Origin of the sequence: Mucilaginibacter sp. OK268 (genome assembly GCF_900103125.1) — a bacterium.
Classification (GTDB): domain Bacteria; phylum Bacteroidota; class Bacteroidia; order Sphingobacteriales; family Sphingobacteriaceae; genus Mucilaginibacter.
Window position 1 is genome coordinate 1,001,464 of record NZ_FNJV01000001.1, and the last position, 17,259, is coordinate 1,018,722.

Annotated in this window: 18 protein-coding genes; 13 read left to right on the top strand and 5 right to left on the bottom strand. The window is 42.9% G+C overall.

Annotated features, from left to right (window positions below):
- The first annotated feature begins 112 nt into the window (after positions 1-112).
- Both BLR84_RS04170 and BLR84_RS04175 read left to right on the top strand, forming a co-directional pair.
- A complete protein-coding gene (locus BLR84_RS04170) occupies positions 113-1,123 on the top strand; it encodes a glutamine synthetase beta-grasp domain-containing protein (RefSeq protein WP_090464730.1) in 1,011 nt (336 codons plus the stop codon).
- Between the two features lie 164 nt (positions 1,124-1,287).
- Positions 1,288-1,926, top strand: coding sequence for a class I SAM-dependent methyltransferase (locus BLR84_RS04175; RefSeq protein WP_090464733.1), 639 nt, complete (start codon positions 1,288-1,290; stop codon positions 1,924-1,926).
- A 151-nt stretch (positions 1,927-2,077) separates the two neighbouring features.
- Here BLR84_RS04175 and BLR84_RS04180 read toward each other — a convergent pair whose 3' ends face one another.
- On the bottom strand, positions 2,078-2,473 hold the full coding sequence (locus BLR84_RS04180) for a gamma-glutamylcyclotransferase family protein (protein WP_090464736.1): 396 nt from the start codon (positions 2,471-2,473) through the stop codon (positions 2,078-2,080).
- 118 nt (positions 2,474-2,591) lie between these two features.
- Between BLR84_RS04180 and BLR84_RS04185 the strand changes: the two genes are divergently transcribed.
- From BLR84_RS04185 to BLR84_RS04205, 5 genes are all read left to right on the top strand, one after another.
- Positions 2,592-3,950 carry a glutamine synthetase family protein gene (locus BLR84_RS04185; protein ID WP_090464739.1) on the top strand — a complete coding sequence of 453 codons (1,359 nt, stop codon included), beginning with the start codon at positions 2,592-2,594 and terminating at the stop codon, positions 3,948-3,950.
- Between the two features lie 118 nt (positions 3,951-4,068).
- Positions 4,069-5,106, top strand: a complete 1,038-nt coding sequence (locus BLR84_RS04190; protein ID WP_090464742.1) for a hypothetical protein — start codon at positions 4,069-4,071, stop codon at positions 5,104-5,106.
- Between the two features lie 53 nt (positions 5,107-5,159).
- Complete coding sequence (locus BLR84_RS04195) at positions 5,160-6,029, top strand: HAD-IIA family hydrolase (protein WP_090464745.1); 870 nt, start codon at positions 5,160-5,162, stop codon at positions 6,027-6,029.
- Between the two features lie 884 nt (positions 6,030-6,913).
- Positions 6,914-7,969 carry a UDP-glucose--hexose-1-phosphate uridylyltransferase gene (locus tag BLR84_RS04200; protein WP_090464748.1) on the top strand — a complete coding sequence of 352 codons (1,056 nt, stop codon included), beginning with the start codon at positions 6,914-6,916 and terminating at the stop codon, positions 7,967-7,969.
- 61 nt (positions 7,970-8,030) lie between these two features.
- Complete coding sequence (locus BLR84_RS04205; RefSeq protein ID WP_090464751.1) at positions 8,031-9,191, top strand: aldose epimerase family protein; 1,161 nt, start codon at positions 8,031-8,033, stop codon at positions 9,189-9,191.
- 188 nt (positions 9,192-9,379) lie between these two features.
- On the opposite strand, the gene BLR84_RS04210 is transcribed toward BLR84_RS04205, so the two are convergent.
- The gene (locus BLR84_RS04210; protein WP_090464754.1) at positions 9,380-9,967 is read right to left on the bottom strand and encodes a nucleotidyltransferase family protein; all 588 of its coding nucleotides are present in this window, start codon (positions 9,965-9,967) and stop codon (positions 9,380-9,382) included.
- Positions 9,968-10,168: 201 nt separating this feature from the next.
- On the opposite strand from BLR84_RS04210, the gene moaA reads away from it, so the two are divergent.
- The 6 genes from moaA (at position 10,169) to BLR84_RS04240 (ending at position 15,798) form a co-directional block, all read left to right on the top strand.
- Entirely contained in the window at positions 10,169-11,158 is a 990-nt protein-coding gene (gene moaA / locus BLR84_RS04215) for a GTP 3',8-cyclase MoaA (protein WP_090464757.1), read from the top strand.
- A gap of 114 nt (positions 11,159-11,272) precedes the next feature.
- Entirely contained in the window at positions 11,273-12,466 is a 1,194-nt protein-coding gene (locus BLR84_RS04220; protein WP_090464760.1) for a molybdopterin molybdotransferase MoeA, read from the top strand.
- A 177-nt stretch (positions 12,467-12,643) separates the two neighbouring features.
- Complete coding sequence (moaC, locus tag BLR84_RS04225; RefSeq protein ID WP_090464762.1) at positions 12,644-13,114, top strand: cyclic pyranopterin monophosphate synthase MoaC; 471 nt, start codon at positions 12,644-12,646, stop codon at positions 13,112-13,114.
- Positions 13,095-14,264, top strand: a complete 1,170-nt coding sequence (locus BLR84_RS04230) for an NTP transferase domain-containing protein (protein WP_176851943.1) — start codon at positions 13,095-13,097, stop codon at positions 14,262-14,264. The genes moaC and BLR84_RS04230 overlap by 20 nt, the downstream gene beginning before the upstream one ends.
- Positions 14,264-15,319 carry a HesA/MoeB/ThiF family protein gene (locus tag BLR84_RS04235; RefSeq protein ID WP_090464765.1) on the top strand — a complete coding sequence of 352 codons (1,056 nt, stop codon included), beginning with the start codon at positions 14,264-14,266 and terminating at the stop codon, positions 15,317-15,319. Before BLR84_RS04230 ends, BLR84_RS04235 begins: the two co-directional genes overlap by 1 nt.
- A gap of 29 nt (positions 15,320-15,348) precedes the next feature.
- The gene (locus tag BLR84_RS04240; protein ID WP_090464769.1) at positions 15,349-15,798 is read left to right on the top strand and encodes a hypothetical protein; all 450 of its coding nucleotides are present in this window, start codon (positions 15,349-15,351) and stop codon (positions 15,796-15,798) included.
- Between the two features lie 7 nt (positions 15,799-15,805).
- Here BLR84_RS04240 and BLR84_RS04245 read toward each other — a convergent pair whose 3' ends face one another.
- The 3 genes from BLR84_RS04245 to BLR84_RS04255 all read right to left on the bottom strand — a co-directional run bounded on the left by BLR84_RS04245 (position 15,806) and on the right by BLR84_RS04255 (position 17,008).
- Positions 15,806-16,228, bottom strand: coding sequence for a molybdenum cofactor biosynthesis protein MoaE (locus BLR84_RS04245; protein ID WP_090464771.1), 423 nt, complete (start codon positions 16,226-16,228; stop codon positions 15,806-15,808).
- Complete coding sequence (locus BLR84_RS04250; protein ID WP_090464774.1) at positions 16,221-16,652, bottom strand: GNAT family N-acetyltransferase; 432 nt, start codon at positions 16,650-16,652, stop codon at positions 16,221-16,223. Before BLR84_RS04250 ends, BLR84_RS04245 begins: the two co-directional genes overlap by 8 nt.
- A gap of 113 nt (positions 16,653-16,765) precedes the next feature.
- Positions 16,766-17,008: a MoaD/ThiS family protein gene (locus BLR84_RS04255; RefSeq protein ID WP_090464779.1), complete on the bottom strand. Its 243-nt coding sequence runs from the start codon at positions 17,006-17,008 to the stop codon at positions 16,766-16,768.
- Positions 17,009-17,259: the final 251 nt, after the last annotated feature.

The window sequence follows — 17,259 nt, forward strand, 5'->3', positions numbered from 1 at the left end:
TTTAACAATTTTATAATGAATTTTATAAAAATAATTTAAATTCGCCTTAATAATTAGTCAGATTAACAGAAAAACTATAATTAGAACCACAATTTTACAAATTAACTTAAAAATGGCAACTAAACTCGAGTACATTTGGCTTGATGGGTACAAACCAACACAAAGCCTGCGCAGCAAAACAAAAATTGTTAAAAGCTTTAGCGGTAAAGTAGAAGATCTGGAAAACTGGAGCTTTGATGGTTCATCAACCGAACAGGCACCTGGTGGTTCTTCAGATTGTATCCTGAAACCGGTTTTTACAGTTCCTGATCCACAAAGAAAAGATGCTTACCTGGTAATGTGCGAAGTATTGGATTCAACTGGTAAACCACACGAGTCAAACGGTCGTGCACTTATACAAGATGATGATAATGATTTCTGGTTTGGTTTTGAGCAGGAATACTTTTTATGGGATCCTAAAACCGACAAACCTCTTGGTTTCCCGGCAGGTGGTTACCCAGCTCCACAAGGCCCTTACTATTGTTCAGTAGGTGCAAACAATGCTTACGGACGCGAAATTGTTGAAGAGCACTTAGATGCTTGTTTAGAAGCCGGTTTAAATGTTGAAGGTATTAATGCCGAAGTAGCAGCAGGTCAATGGGAATTCCAGATCTTCGCTAAAGGCGCTAAAGAAGCTGGTGACCAGATCTGGGTTGCCCGTTATCTGTTAGAAAGAATTGGCGAAAGCTATGGTGTTGCTATCAACTGGCATTGCAAACCATTAGGTCAATTAGACTGGAATGGTTCTGGTATGCACGCCAACTTCTCCAATACATTATTACGTACAGCAAACAGCAAAGCCAAGTTTGAAGCAGTTTGCGAAGCGTTCCGTCCTGCAGTAAAAGAATGTATCGCTGTTTATGGTGCCGATAACGATCAGCGCTTAACCGGCAAGCACGAAACTGCTTCTATACATGACTTTAGCTATGGTGTATCTGATCGTGGTGCTTCTATCCGTATCCCGCTTTATGCAGTTGATCACAACTGGAGCGGTTACCTGGAAGATCGTCGTCCTAACTCAGCTGCCGATCCATACAAAGTAGCTGCGGTGATTATCAAAACAGTAAAAACTGCGAAAGTTTAATCCCCTTTATATACTTTAACTTCTTCCCCCGGCTCAAAAAGCCGGGGGATTTTTTTTGTGGAGATTTTATTGCCAATTTTCTCGGCGCATAATCTTAATTTGGTAGCAAAGGACATCAACGACTTATAAATTAATCAGATTAGTATTAGAAAACCAGGAATAAAATGAATTCACAGGAAAAAATATTAAACTGTTACAATACAGTGGCCGACGACTATGCGGCAGAGCGTTGGGGCGAACTCTCCAAAAAGCATTTGGACACCTTGTTATTGAAGGAATTTGCAGCTGTAAATAAAGACAAAGGATTATGTGCCGACTTTGGCTGCGGACCTGGACAAACAACAAGATTTCTGTATGACAATGGCTTAAAAGACATTGTAGGCATTGATCTGTCGCCGGCGATGATCAACGCTGCCCGCCAGCTTTCCCCTCAAATTAAATTTGAAACCGGGGACTTATTAAACATCGATTACTCGCCAGGATATCTTGGAAGTGTACTTGCATTTTATGCAATAGTACATTTTACCATCGATCAGGTTAGAAAATGTTTTGAAGAAATAAACAGAGTATTAAGGGCAGGGGGCGATTTTTTACTGGCCTTTCACGCAGGGGATGAAATAATGCATTTTGCCAAAGCCCATGACAAAGAGGTGGATATTGATCTATATTTCTTTAAAACAGATGACATCGTAGCCTTACTTGATGAAACTGGTTTTAATATAGTTGAAGCGATAGAAAGGCGTCCGCATGAAGATGCGGAATTCAAAACCACGCGAGCCTATATCTGGGCAGTGAAAAAATGAAAGAGGATGATTGTAAGCGAGTACCAACCCAACTCGGATTGTTATACTTCTCCACGCGTCATTGCGAGGCACGAAGCAATCCCCGACTTACAGAGTCACTCTGTATAGCATAGAGATTGCTTCGTGCCTCGCAATGACGCGGTTTGATGTGTTACTTTATATACCTTCCCGATTCTATCCACAACAAACCATCAACCGGCAAATTGTAAACATAAGCCCAACACTCAATCGGGCCGTCAAATGTTTCAATACTGGTTAATATCCGTATAAATAGATTGGGCTGCTCCTGATCATCGCCAAAACCTTCATAATCGTCAATAACCTTCAGTGTTTTTTCGGGTTCATCCATCAGGTAAATGCTGCCATGTACGTACTGAGCGTTATTTTCGTCGACAATGGATCCGGGATATTCTCCTATATCATAAAGCTTTCCTCTAAACTTGCCGGCTTGTAGCAGGGTGCAATGTTGCTGCAGATACGCTCCATAGCTATTCCCATTATCAAGCAGGGTACCGTAAACAAATAAATGCGGACAAATAGCTTTCATGCTGCAAACAAAGGTAAGGGCAAATTCGTATGAAATTATGTAAACACACAGGGCATTTTTTTATGTTTACATCATTAATGGTTATCTTGCTAAGGTAACCTGCCTTTACAATTATATCATGAACGAGGAACAGATCAAAGCATATATTGAAGAAAATAAAATACAGAAGATAAAATTCGCTTTCGCCGATATCGATGGCATTTTGCGGGGTAAAGTAATTCATCCTAAAAAATTTATTGACGGTTTGCAAAGTGGCTATGGCTTTTGCGATGTGGTTTTTGGCTGGGATAGCAGCGATGTTTGTTATGATAATGTACAGCTTACCGGCTGGCATACCGGCTACCCAGATAAGCTTTGCCGCATAGATCTTTCTACCTTGCGTAATGTTCCCTGGCAGGATAATATCCCTTTTTTCCTAGCCGATTACAGCGACCCGAAAGGAACCGACCTTCCTGCCTGTCCGCGTAGTCTACTCAAACATATTACCAAACAATGTGTGGATATGGGCTATCATGCCGAGTTTGCCCAGGAGTTTGAATGGTTCAATTTCAGGGAAACACCGCAATCTATCAACGATAAAAACTTTACCAATATCAATACCCTTACACCGGGTATGTTCGGCTATTCTATCCTGCGTACATCAGAGAACAGTGATTTTTATTACGATCTGTTTAATCTGCTTACTCAGTTCAATATCCCCATTGAAGGCCTGCATACCGAAACCGGTCCGGGGGTATACGAAGCTGCTATAGCACATGACGAGGTTTTAAGCGCTGCCGATAAGGCAACCTTATTTAAAACAGCGGTAAAAGAAATTGCCTATAAGCATGGTATTATGGCATCGTTCATGGCCAAATGGAACGAAAATTTACCCGGCTGCAGTGGTCATATACACCAAAGCTTATGGACAAAAGATAAAAGCCATAACCTGTTTCATGATGCTGCCGACGAACATAAAATGAGCGATCTGCATAAACAGTACCTCGCCGGGCAATTGTATTGCTTACCCCATATACTGCCCATGTATGCACCAACTATTAATAGTTATAAACGCCTGGTTGAAGGGGCCTGGGCGCCAACTACAGTTACCTGGGGTGTAGAAAACCGTACCACAGCGCTACGGGTGATCAACACAACACCGGCTTATACCCGCCTGGAAACCCGTATACCAGGTTCAGATACCAATCCTTACCTGGCTATGGCTGCTGCGCTGGCCTCTGGTTTGTATGGTATCAAAAACAAACTCAAACTGGATATACCTCAAACCATAGGTAACGGCTATCAGAATAAAAAGAATGGCGTGCTGGCGGCCAATTTGCATGATGCTTCGGTAATGATGCAAAACTCATCCATAGCCAAAGAGCTTTTTGGCGAGGGCTTTGTAGATCACTTTACACAAACCCGCCTGTGGGAACATCGTCAGTACATAAAACACGTAACCGACTGGGAGTTGAAAAGGTATTTTGAGATCATTTAAATAATATGGAACACCGAATGTTGAATGTAAAATGGTGAAGGAAATACACTTCGATATTTAACATTCGGTGTTCGTTATTCCACAATATTATTTAATCTTTGTAGCCTAAATTATGTAAATGGACTATTCAGTCATTGTTAAAAAAGCGTGGGAGGGGTATGATGCTTCAAAAACCATCAAGCTTATTGAAGATATCAGCGCCATGGTATCAACCAATCACGTTTATCGCATCACTTTTGATGACGATGATATCATTATTGCCAAGCTATCATACTTTGGCAAGTTTGAGCATTTTAAAGAGGATCACCGTATTATTCAGACCCTGGCCAATAACCTGCTTTATCCGTTCGAGAATCTATTGGCCCGTTCGCTGTTAAAAAATAACCGGGTTTATATATATCATTACAAACATGGCAAAACAGATGCCTGGGTGGTTTTTTATAATCCTACGCGTATTTTGCAGCGCCTGCCGCGCCGGTTGGATGAAAACCATATCAAGAAACTGGGTCAGCAGGTAGGTAAGTTCCACAAAGCTTGCTCGAGGGTAAAAAATGTACTGCCCAAATCGTCAAAAACGCTGCGTACAGACATATCCTCACTATTGACTCAGCTTAATACTGATGAAAAACAGTTTGGCTCCGCTATGCAGGCAGATTTCTTGAAATACCATTGCGAAACCTTCCTCAAGAACCGCTCTAAATATAACATGAGTTCGTTCGAGATCATTCCGGTATTTATTGACTGGAACATAGGCAATTTTTCTGTCACCCCTAACCTGGAGCTGTACTCCCGCTGGGATTACGACTGGTTCAGGATGAGTTACCGTGTGCTGGATTTTTACTTTTTTAGCCGCGTAGTATCTGATATTGGCGATCGTACCGTGTTTAGCTATGTGATCAATACCATGATGGAAGACCGTTTTATCATTTTCCTGAAAGAGTATCACAAAGTGAACCCGCTTACGGCTGATGAGATCAGGTTTATGAAAGAAGCTTACCGTTTTTTTATCCTGAATTATGTGATTAAGGATGGCAAGCACTTTTTTAGCGAACAATATGCCGAAAAATTGCAGGCCGAGGCATTTAATGTTTATCTTCCATCGGTAGACAGGGACTTTGACGCCGAAAAAATTATTGAAGCATTAAAATTAAAGTAGACATTGGCGTAATATTTAAGCATATTGCGACTTCATTAGGAAACAGATAAAGCATGAATAGAATAGATAACTTTAAATCCATTATTGACCGGTATAAAGTTGTTTTTTTTGATGCTTTTGGTGTGCTGAAGAATTATAATGGTTTGCTGCCTGGCATTGAGCGCACATTTGCTTACCTGGAAGAGCAGCAGAAGGAATATTATATAGTTACTAATGATGCCTCTCGCAGCCCCGCACAACTGGCCGAATCGTACCAGATTAAAGGATTGCATACCATTACCCCCGATCATATTATATCCTCGGGAATGTTGACCAAAGATTATCTTGATCTGAAAGTGAATGATGGGATAGTGGCCTACCTGGGCACGCCCGATTCTGCTCATTATATCGATAGTTCTGGCTTGCATACGTTGCCGGTAAGCCAGATCGACGCCTCGAATATTGATAAGGTAAATGCACTGGTGTTTTTGGATGACGAAGGTTTTAACTGGTTTGAGGATCTGAACAAGACCGTCAATATATTGCGCAAACGCCCCATCCCAGTAATTGTAGCTAATACTGATCAGGCCTACCCGGTAACCAAACATGATGTATCCATAGCTATAGGTGGTTTGGCCAGTATGGTGGAAAAAATTGTAGGCAAGGAATTTATCCGTTTTGGCAAGCCCGATTCACAAATGTTCATGTTTGCTTTCGACTTGCTGCGCGATCAGGGGCCGATCAGCAAAAAGGATATTGTGATGGTAGGGGATACCCTGCAAACCGATATCCTGGGTGGCAATAAATTCGGACTGGATACGGTGCTGGTACTTTCCGGTAACACCCAGGCGATGGATGCCGACAACCGCATCAATGCAACAGGCATTGTGCCAACCTACATCTGCGACTCGGCAGTAGTAGAGTATGGCGAGCTGGGATTTTAATAAGTCTTCAAAAAATGCCATCTCCTTTAGGTTAATAGCTATAGCACGACTCCTTGAACATGCGGGATTTCTTAAAAAGTGGTTTACATGGTTTACACTTTTTATGGTTTACATTGATTTAAGTAATTTATAATCAATTAATTAAGTTTATAAACTCATAAAAAGTGGGTTTACAGTGTAAACCATAAAATTAAGCCATTCCGTGTTGGTAAATTACAGTCTCCTTTTCTTTGGCGCAAGTCTTGTGAGATTACTGATGCGTTGGTGACTTGTGCTTATGAACCTGGTAATGTCACAAGTCATCAATGCACAATCCCAAACACAAGACTTGCGCCAATGGCTGTCACCCTGAGCCCCGTCGAAGGGTAGAGCGCAGAGGCTTACCCACCATGCTTCGACGGGGCTCAGCATGACACCCTTCTTTGATAACCGTTTTTAATGTGCAATTACTCTTTCAACGGGAAGGGAACTAACTCCCTCTTTAGCGCAAGTCTTGTGCGGTTGCTGATGCGTTGATGATTTGTGCTTATGAGCCTGGTAATGTCACAAGTCATCAACCCACAATCCAACTACACAAGACTTGCGCCAATGGTATCCACGTTTACTGCTATTCGAAGTCAGAGACTTCGGATCTCTAATTTCTCTTTGAATATTTTTGAACACAGGGAGACGTAATTATACGTCTCTACATCCCTAGTTTTTTACGTAGAGACGCATAATTGCGTCTCACGGCATACATTGAAAAGATAAAAATGTCTATCTGACAAATAAATTTTATTTTTAAATGTAAACTTAACATTTGTTTTTTTACTTTTGGTTCAACAAAGGCATTTAACCCCATGCCCGGTGCCCCAGCACCAAAAAACCTGAATTAATTAAACGTGATGAACAACGAAAACTTTGACCTGAAAGAACATCCGCATAGCCGTTTGAATATTTTAACCGGCGATTGGATATTAGTATCGCCACACCGCACCAAACGCCCCTGGCAGGGTAAGGTAGAGGCGACCCAGGCCGACCAGCGGCCGCCATATGACCCAGCTTGTTATTTATGCCCCGGTAACAAAAGGGCCGATGGGAGCGAGAACCCTGAATACAAAGCCAGTTATGTTTTTACCAATGATTACTCCTCATTACTATTAAACACCCCGGATGGTGGATTGAACGATGATGAGCTTCTTGTGGCTAACAGCCAACGCGGTATATGCAGGGTGATCAGCTTTTCACCACGTCATGATCTCACATTGCCCGAGATGGAAACTGCCGACATCAGGAAGGTAGTGGATGTTTGGCAAACCGAATACCAGGATCTGGCTACTTACCCCTGGATAAAACACATCCAGATATTTGAAAACAAAGGCGATATCATGGGCTGTAGTAACCCGCACCCGCACGGGCAGATCTGGGCACAAAATAGTATCCCGGTTGAGGTGGCTAAAGAAACCCAACAGCAAAAAGCATATTTTGAGCAAAAAGGTCGCAGCCTGCTGGGTGATTATCTGCAACTGGAGCTCAAAAAACAAGAACGTATTATTTTCGAGAACGAACATTTTGTGGTAATGGTGCCTTTTTGGGCGGTTTGGCCTTATGAAGCCATGATCGTGAGCAAAAGGCATATCACCAGTTTGCTTTATTTTACTGATGACGAAAAAACAGCCCTTGCCGATGCAATCAAACGACTGACAGTAAGATACGATAATATGTTCGAGACCTCGTTCCCATACTCGGCAGGTATGCACCAATCGCCGGTAAACATGGGCGATCATCCGTACTGGCACTGGCATATGCACTTTTACCCGCCCTTGTTACGCTCGGCCACGGTTAAAAAATTCATGGTAGGGTATGAGATGCTGGCCAATCCGCAACGCGATATCACCGCCGAGTTTGCAGCCGACAGATTGAGAAATTTGAGCGAAGTGCATTATAAAATTAAGGGATAAGCAAAAAATACTAATTTAGGCCAACCAAAATAAACGGTATAAACCAACTATTTACGAAGCCATGAGAAACTTATCTAAAAACCTCTTATTAATAATGTTACCGGCATGTGTATCTTTAGCGGCCTGTAATCAATCATCTGACAAGAAAAAAACAACTATGACGGATAGCACCCAAACACCCGCTTCTGCCTTCGAAGCAACAATCGATGGAAAACAAACGCATTTGTACACGCTTAAAAATAAGAATGGTATTACCGCAACCTTTACCAATTATGGTGGCCGTATAGTGAGCCTATTGGTTCCGGATAAAACAGGTAAGCTTACCGACGTGGTATTAGGCTTTGAAAGCGTAGAAGGTTTTGAAAAATCAAAAGAGTCATATTACGGCGCTACTATTGGCCGTTATGGCAACCGTATAGCCAAAGGTAAGTTTAAAATTGATGGTAAAGAATATCAGTCATCTATTAATAATCCTCCAAACAGCTTGCATGGTGGTAAAATGGGCTACCAAACTATTGTATGGGATGGTAAACAGATCGACTCATCAACCGTTGAGTTTACTTACCTGTCAAAAGATATGGAAGAGGGCTACCCGGGTAACCTGAACGTAAAAGTTACCTACAGCCTGACTGATGATAACGAATTTAAAGCGGTTTACGAAGCTACAACTGATAAAACTACAGTTGTAAACTTAACCAACCATGCCTTTTTTAACCTCAATGGCGAAGGTAGTGGTACCATCCTTGATCATTTAGTACAAGTTGATGCCGATAACTATTTGCCGGTTGATTCAACGCTAATCCCGCTGGGTAAAATAGAAAGTGTAAAAGGTACACCATTTGATTTTACCAAACCAGAAACTATTGGCAAAAGAATAAATGATGATAACATACAGCTAAAAAATGGTAAAGGCTATGATCATAATTTTGTATTAAACAAACACGATATCAAAACGCCTATTGCTACTGTTGTTGGCGATAAAAGCGGTATCAAAATGGAAGTATTTACCGAAGAACCTGGTTTGCAGTTTTATAGCGGTAATTTTATGCAGGCCAAAAACGTGATGAAACGGGGCATTAAAGATGAATTCCGCACCTCATTCGCGATGGAAACACAACATTATCCTGATTCACCAAATCAGCCTCAGTTCCCTTCAACCGAGCTTAAACCAGGGCAGACTTATAAAACACAGTCCTTATATAAATTTTCGGCAGTTAAATAAGCCGGAGATGATCAGTTATCAAAGCCCCGCCAATTTTGGCGGGGCTTTTTGTATTCTTTCCCGAGCGTCATTGTTTATAAAATAAAGGGTGTCATGCTGAGCTTGTCGAAGCATGGTGGGTAGGCCTTTCCGCACGATCCTTCGACAAGCTCAGGATGACAGGCCTACTTTTTGGATAACAGAATGCCTCAATGCCCGTGCAACTGCTCATAATCAGCAATAGTATCAATATCAATAGCTCCAAGCGGAAAAGCGATTTGTGTTACATCATTTGGAAAAGTTTTGATCAGTTTTTTGGCACCCTCCTTACCTTGCAACATTAATAATTGGGGAAAGTAAGCTACATCGAACAATACCGGCACACCGAGCGTTCCGCGGTAAGTGCAGGCAATGATGCCAAAGTCGGTCTCCGCCCTTTTTTCGGTGAGTTGGTATATCAGCAGGGGATCAACAAAAGGTTGGTCACATAGCATTAATATAGCGCTTGTTATTAAAGGTTGGAGGCTAAGCAATTCGGTGACACCTAATCGTATGGATGATGCCATACCTTCCTGCCAAAGTGTATTGTAAGCAATATGTACCAACTGATCAGATATGCCTGGGCGTATTATTCCTTCATTAGCCCCAAGCACCACCACCACATTTTCATGGCATACCGAAGTTAACGCGGTTTGGATGGCTCGTTGTAGCAGCGTTTGCCCCTGGTAAACCAGATTTTGCTTAGGGCTACCCAAGCGGCTCGATGAGCCTGCCGCTAATATGATGAGTCCGGTCATAACAGTTATTACATGGTTTGCGTAATGATTCTTTCACAATTGGTTTAACTTTGTGTTAAAGTAAATATAAATCAAAAGTAGCAATATTGATATTAACCCATTGCCAGCAAATTTGTGATACAAAAAGTACATTTTAAAAACATAGGAGCCGTTTGTAATATTTACTTTTACTAAAAGACTGTTAAATTAAATTTTTATCCATTGCTCATAGATAATCACGGCCGGAAAATCAATTACCTGCGCCTTGCAGTAACAGACAAATGCAACCTGCGCTGTTTTTACTGCATGCCCGAGGATGGTTTGCATTGGCTTTCGCGTACGGAATTGATGAGCTATGAAGAAATGCTGCGTGGCTGTAGTCTGCTGGTGAAAATGGGGATCGAAAAGATCCGGATTACCGGGGGCGAGCCTTTTGTACGCAAGGATATTATGCAGCTGCTCACGGCCATATCGCAGCTGGATGGCCTGAAAGAACTGAGCCTCACTACCAACGGCGTACTCACCGCGCCGCATGTTCCCGAATTGAAAGAGATAGGGGTACGGTCGGTAAACCTGAGCCTGGACACGCTGGATGCCAACCGCTTTTTTACCATTACCCGCCGCGATGAATTTGCCAATGTAATGGCAACCCTGGAGGCCTTACTAAAACATGGCATCGAAGTAAAGATAAACGCGGTAGTGATGGACGGAAAAAACACGCAGGACATTATCCCCCTGGTGCAAATGACCAAAGAGCTGCCGGTAAGCGTGCGCTTTATAGAAGAAATGCCTTTTAATGGCGATGGTCATGTTTACACCGGTTTGCAATGGGATTATATCCGCATACTGGAGGAGATCAAAAGTCAATATCCACAGATACAGAAATTACCCGATCCGGCATATTCAACCGCTTATAATTACCAGGTGGCCGGTCATCAGGGTTCGGTAGGTATTATAGCCGCTTATTCGCGTACGTTTTGTGGTACCTGCAACCGCATCAGGATAACCCCACAGGGCGAACTGAAAACCTGTTTGTATGATGATGGCGGACTGAATATGAAGGATATGATGCGCACCGGTACTGGTGACGATGAGCTGCAGACTGTATTGCTAAATGCCATTAATCATCGGGCTAAAGACGGCTGGGAGGCCGAGCGTAAACGTGTAGTACATCCGGGTGTACATGAATCTATGGCTACTATAGGAGGATGATTTACAGTATCAAGGAAGGTAAGTATCAAGTAGCTAGTATCAAGTATCAAGATTTTTGAAATGCAGCTGTTATGATACTTGATACTAGCTACTTGATACTAAAAAAACTAATATATGACCACTGTTGAAGATGCTGAAAAGCTGATACTGGCACAATTAAGAGATTACGGTACCGAAAACCTGCCGTTTGAGCAGACAGTGGGCTGTGTGCTGGCCGAACCTATTACTGCCGATCGTGACCTGCCACCCTTTAACCGGGTAACGATGGATGGTATAGCTGTTAATTATCAGTCTATCATAAGTGGCATCCTTACTTTTAACATCAAAGCTACCCAGGCTGCCGGTGATGAACCTGCTGCTATTGCCCATCCAGATGAGTGTATCGAGATCATGACGGGTGCGGTGTTGCCGGTTTCTGTAGATACGGTGATCCGCTATGAAGATGTTGAAATAGCTAATGGTCAGGCTTTGGTAAAAGTACAGGATATAAAAAAAGGGCAAAACCTGCACCTGCAAGGGGCTGATAAAAGGGAAGGGGATATATTAGCGTCGATTGGGCAAATGATCACGCCGGCCATTATTGGTTTGGCCGCGTCTGTAGGTAAAACAAATTTACTGGTAAAAAGATTGCCGCGGGTGGTGATCATATCCTCGGGCGATGAACTGGTTGAAGTTGACCAAACGCCTGCACCATACCAAATCCGGAAATCAAATGGCTATACCATAAAAGCGGTATTGCAGAAGCAGGGTTTGCTGCCAGACCTGATCCATATTCCCGACGATCCTGAAATTACCCGCCAGCAGATACAACATTGCCTGCAAAATTATGATGTATTGCTGCTCAGTGGCGGTATATCCATGGGGAAGTTTGATTATGTACCCCAGGCACTCGAAGACTCGCAGGTAGAGAAGATCTTTCATAAAGTGGCACAGCGTCCCGGGAAACCTTTTTGGTTTGGTGTACATGGCAACGGGAGCCTTGTTTTTGCGTTTCCAGGTAACCCTGTGGCTACTTTTATGTGTCTGCACAAATATTTTTTAAACTGGTTAAGGACTACTTTAAATTTGACAGAACAATCATCCGTTTATGCAGTTTTAGCTAAGGATTTCCAGTTCAAACCACCCTTGCAATATTTTTTACAGGTAAAGCTGCAAAGCAACCCGCAAGGACAGCTGATGGCCTGGCCAATTGAAGGAAATGGTTCGGGTGATTTTGCTAACTTAGCAGATACCGATGCCTTTTTAGAATTACCACCGGAGAGGACTGATTTTAAAGTAGGAGAGGTGTACAAAGTATTGACATATTGATTAGGGAATGATTACGCCGATCTTAGGGGATAATGATTACACCGTTTTTTTGATAAAAGTAAATGAGGTGTCAATGTTTAAACAAAGGGTCGGCGAAATAAAAGAGAATCACTGTAATCACCTCATAAAATCAGTGCAATCGCTTTATAAAATCGGTGAAATCATAAAAATTACATAATGTTAAGCCATTTAGATAAACAAGGCAACCCATCAATGGTTGATGTAAGCGAGAAGCAGGTTACTCACCGCACTGCCACAGCGCGTAGCGTGGTTGTTTTGCCTGCTGAAGTATTGCAGCATTTAGCCAATGATGATCTGGTGAGTAAGAAGGGCCCGGTTTTTCAAACGGCTATTATTGCAGGTATCATGGCGGCCAAAAAAACCGGCGACCTGATACCGCTTTGCCATCCCCTGGGAATGGATAATTGCAACGTCACCATACTGGTTAATGAACAGGAGGAGATCGTGATAGATTGTACCGCCAGCATCACTGCTAAAACTGGTATCGAGATGGAGGCCCTGGTTGGCGCATCCATAGCGGCACTGACTATTTATGATATGTGCAAGGCCATGAGCCATGATATTATAATTAAAGAAACCAAACTGATAGCAAAAACAGGAGGTAAACGTGACTTTAAACGAGCATAAAAAACACGCTAAACTGGCCCGGCCAGCTTCGGGCAATTTCGGTCGTAATGAATGGTCTATTGTAGGTGGCCCATGTACCGTGATCAAATTGCTGGCCCATGATGTGATCGGGGCGCTATCTACCGTATATAAATGCGCCTATGCCGATACATCGCACAATGATGATATCACCCTGGTGCCGGGCCGGCTCACCAACGGAGCCATGCTGGATTATACCGATCAGATCAATTATCAGCAGTTTAATTTTCAGAATCCGGTTTGGCCTTACCAGATCAAACAGCAATTTGCCAATGCCGATCTGATACTGGTAAATGGCAACCATCAGTTAGCCAAAGCCCAGGTGGTGATCATCGATATCAACAAAAGGGTTTCGCTTCAAAAAAGGGTGGAGCAACTAACCAATGTGCAATTATTTTTACTGGCCGATAACAGCGACGAGATCTTTGATTTTATACAGGAAGCCATCCCGCACTGGCAGGATATACCCGTTTACCGGCTATCAGACAGAGATCGGATCATCGGTTTTTTTGAAACTAACCTGAAGCTGTCGCGCCCGGTTTTAAACGGGTTGGTATTAGCAGGTGGTAAAAGCGAGCGGATGGGTTTTGACAAGGGCAATGTGAACTGGCATGGTAAACCACAACGTTTTCACATGGCCGATATGCTCAAATCTTTTTGCAATGAGGTTTTTATTTCTCGCAGACCCGGACAGCATAATAATGAAGCCGACGTTGAATATCCTGTTTTGGAGGATACCTTTACAGGGCTTGGGCCTTTTGGAGCTATCCTGTCGGCCTTTCGCGAAAGACCAGATAATGCCTGGCTCGTTATAGCCTGTGATTTACCATTGATGGATGAGGCTACCTTGCGTAACCTTGCTGCCTGGCGCAATAGTTCGGCAGTAGCTACAACTTACCACAGCCCGGTGACCGATTTTCCGGAACCGCTGGTTGCCATATGGGAGCCTAAAAGTTACCCGATCTTACTGTCGTTTTTAGCGCAAGGGTATTCGTGCCCGCGCAAGGTGCTTATCAATAGCGAGATTAACCTGCTCAACGCACCAGATCCAGAAGCATTGACCAATGTGAACACCCCGGAAGAGTTGGAAAAAGTAAAAAGGGTTCTTCACCAAAAAACAGCTACAAACTAATGACACCCGATATTTTAAGATATAGTTGCCAGATGGCCCTGCCCGGTTTTAGCGAGCAGGCACAAATACTATTACAACAGGCCCGGGTATTGATAGTAGGTGCCGGCGGTCTGGGTTGCCCCGCAGCCCAGTATTTAACTTCAAGCGGGGTAGGTACGTTGGGTATAGCGGATTATGATGTGGTATCTGTGAGCAACTTGCACCGGCAAATATTATACTCGCCGGCAGATGTGGGCCAACTCAAGGTAGCTATTGCCATAAAGCGTTTACAGGAACAAAATCCTGATACAAAACTGGTTCCCCATACCGAAAAGATCAACTCTGACAATGTGTTGAGTATCATACAGCATTATGATATTGTGATTGATGGTACCGATAACTTTGAAAGCCGGTATTTGCTGAATGATGCCTGTGTGATGACCGGTAAGACCCTGGTTTATGGCGCTATTTATCAGTTTGAAGGACAGGTAGCAGTCTGGAATGTGGTTTACGACGAAAATACACGATCTCCTAATTATCGTGACCTTTTTCCGAAGGTTGACCCTACCCAGATCCCCAACTGCACCGAAGGTGGCGTAATACCCACGCTGGCCGGCATTATTGGCTGTATGCAGGCCAATGAAGTGATCAAATATATCACCAAAACCGGCGATCTGCTGGTGGGCAAAATATTGATATTTGACGCGCAAAGTATGCAGAGCCGGATCATCAAAATTGGCGCTACTTCAAAAACACCCGTGCGAGGCCTCGCTGCAACTATAACCATTCCCGTAATATCAGCATTGGAATTAAAAGAACATATGGATGATGATTCTATCGATCTGGTGGATGTACGTACCGAACAGGAACGCGACGCTTTTGACATCGGCGGTATCCATATCCCTATTGAAGAGGTAGAAGGCTACCTGGCCTACTTTACCGATCCTAAAACCAAAGTACTTTACTGTGCCACCGGTAAGCGCAGCGAAGAAGCTGTAAAACTCATTCTGAAACGCATCCCCGATGCTAATATTTTTTCGTTAGAGGGTGGTTTGAGAGCTTATTTGGAGAAGTAGTTTATGATTAAAGACTATAAATTAATTGGATGATCGACACGATGAAGGCCAGTGCATATGGACTAATATTGCTTAGCTTGCTACTACTGAATAATATGGTAGTTAAAGCACAGAGTGGAACTCATGTCAATAAATTTAATCAAACTGACATCGGGATTCCGATAAAAAAAACAGACTTCGATCGGAAAGTTGGAGAATACCTTCAGAAAATGAGTGCATGGACTAAATTTAATACCAGAGATTACATTGAAATGGTTAAGATTTATAATACTATTGGAGGTGACCTACCAATTAAAAATGATTTTTATAAAACGTATTATACCGTGTTTTTAGTGATGTACTCCAAGTTGGCGGCAAAAGAATTGGACGCCGGGTTTAGTAAGGGTATGGCAATGTATTCAAAAAAGTATAACCTTTGGTTGGGTGACGTGCCACTTGGAAATGATAGCAGTAGATTTAAAATCGATACGCTCCAATAAATAAACGCTACGGATGCGCCGCAACCCAAACCTCGCCATCCTCAAAAGCTTCTTTTTTCCAAATGGGTACCGTTTGTTTCAGGGTATCGATGATGTAGCGGCAGGCCTCAAAAGCGGCATCACGATGGGCCGCAGATACGGCAATGATCACCGGTACTTCGCCAACCTGTAAAGTACCCGTGCGGTGATGGATCAATACCTTTTGTACCGGCCATTTTTCAAAGGCTTGTTGGGCTATCTTCTCCATTTCGCTGATGGCCATGGGTTCATAGGCTTCAAAATCAAGCTTCAGCACCGGTTTACCCTTGGTTGCATTACGTACTGTTCCAATAAATACATCAATGCCCCCTGACTCGGGCGACATGATCCAATCGATACAAGACTGAACGTTCAGGCTTTCTGAAGAAAGCACGATCTGTGTGTTATTCATCGGGCAGCATTTTTATAAAATATTTTGGCGATTCCTCATATCCCTGGCGTTCATAAAAACGATGGGCATCTACTCTGCGCGAATGACAGTGAACTTCTATCCGGTCGCATTTTCGTTCGGTCGCCAATTTAGTAAAATGTTCTTCGAGCGCGTTGCCGATACCATTGCCGCGTGCGCTTTCATTAACAGCAAAACAGCTTATGCGGGCATAATCGCCACGGGTGGTTAGCTGCGGAATAAAATCAAAAGCGATGAAACCGGCAACAACACCATTCAGCTCATAAACCAATACGGTTGATAACGGCTGGCTAAGCACCACCTCCAGGTTCTGTGGTAAATAACTTTCTGTTCCCGGGTAACCCAGTTGTTCCAGTAATTTACAAATCGCCGGATGATCGGCCAGAGTAGCTTTCCTGATGCTCATATAGTTTGTTTGTGATTAAGGATTGAGGGAGCAAAGAACAAAGACTTTTTATCCGCTTGTATTTTTATTTTTCAATCCTTGCTCTTTGCTCCAAAAATCCTTGCTCTAAGAAGTTATCCGCCGCTTACCGGTGGTATAATAGCAATTTCGTCACGTTCATGTATCGTATCACCGGGTAGGGCATACTCATTGTTTACAGCTACCATGTACGATGCCAGTTGTTTCAATCGCGGATATTGCTGCTCCAGCAGGTATTTTAAATTGTATATAGTGGCATCGTTTGTCAATTCAAGGCTAACCAGCGAACTTCCAAATATCTCCTTTGCCACACCAAATGCCAGCACATTAATCTTCATACTCAAAATTAGGGCAAAATAGTTAAGAAAGGAGAGGAAATGAAAATTAATTGAGGAAACATAGAGCATAGATTTTGGAGGAAAGAGCCCATGTCTGAAAGAATGTTTTTGGCTAAAGCCAGCAAATACTTCCGTTATCCGCCCCATAAATGGGACGGCAATGAATAGAACAGCGTTGATTTTATCCTTCATTGCCGTTGGTTTTAACCAACGGACTAATTAAACAGTTATGGGCTTTAGCCAAACTCGTT

Coding starts and splice junctions, on each gene's coding strand:
- BLR84_RS04170 (WP_090464730.1), top strand. CDS start 113: ATGGCAACTAAACTCGAGTACATTTGGCTTGATGGGTACAAACCAACA.
- BLR84_RS04175 (WP_090464733.1), top strand. CDS start 1,288: ATGAATTCACAGGAAAAAATATTAAACTGTTACAATACAGTGGCCGAC.
- BLR84_RS04180 (WP_090464736.1), bottom strand. CDS start 2,473: ATGAAAGCTATTTGTCCGCATTTATTTGTTTACGGTACCCTGCTTGAT.
- BLR84_RS04185 (WP_090464739.1), top strand. CDS start 2,592: ATGAACGAGGAACAGATCAAAGCATATATTGAAGAAAATAAAATACAG.
- BLR84_RS04190 (WP_090464742.1), top strand. CDS start 4,069: ATGGACTATTCAGTCATTGTTAAAAAAGCGTGGGAGGGGTATGATGCT.
- BLR84_RS04195 (WP_090464745.1), top strand. CDS start 5,160: ATGAATAGAATAGATAACTTTAAATCCATTATTGACCGGTATAAAGTT.
- BLR84_RS04200 (WP_090464748.1), top strand. CDS start 6,914: ATGAACAACGAAAACTTTGACCTGAAAGAACATCCGCATAGCCGTTTG.
- BLR84_RS04205 (WP_090464751.1), top strand. CDS start 8,031: ATGAGAAACTTATCTAAAAACCTCTTATTAATAATGTTACCGGCATGT.
- BLR84_RS04210 (WP_090464754.1), bottom strand. CDS start 9,967: ATGACCGGACTCATCATATTAGCGGCAGGCTCATCGAGCCGCTTGGGT.
- BLR84_RS04220 (WP_090464760.1), top strand. CDS start 11,273: ATGACCACTGTTGAAGATGCTGAAAAGCTGATACTGGCACAATTAAGA.
- moaC (WP_090464762.1), top strand. CDS start 12,644: ATGTTAAGCCATTTAGATAAACAAGGCAACCCATCAATGGTTGATGTA.
- BLR84_RS04235 (WP_090464765.1), top strand. CDS start 14,264: ATGACACCCGATATTTTAAGATATAGTTGCCAGATGGCCCTGCCCGGT.
- BLR84_RS04240 (WP_090464769.1), top strand. CDS start 15,349: ATGATCGACACGATGAAGGCCAGTGCATATGGACTAATATTGCTTAGC.
- BLR84_RS04245 (WP_090464771.1), bottom strand. CDS start 16,228: ATGAATAACACACAGATCGTGCTTTCTTCAGAAAGCCTGAACGTTCAG.
- BLR84_RS04250 (WP_090464774.1), bottom strand. CDS start 16,652: ATGAGCATCAGGAAAGCTACTCTGGCCGATCATCCGGCGATTTGTAAA.
- BLR84_RS04255 (WP_090464779.1), bottom strand. CDS start 17,008: ATGAAGATTAATGTGCTGGCATTTGGTGTGGCAAAGGAGATATTTGGA.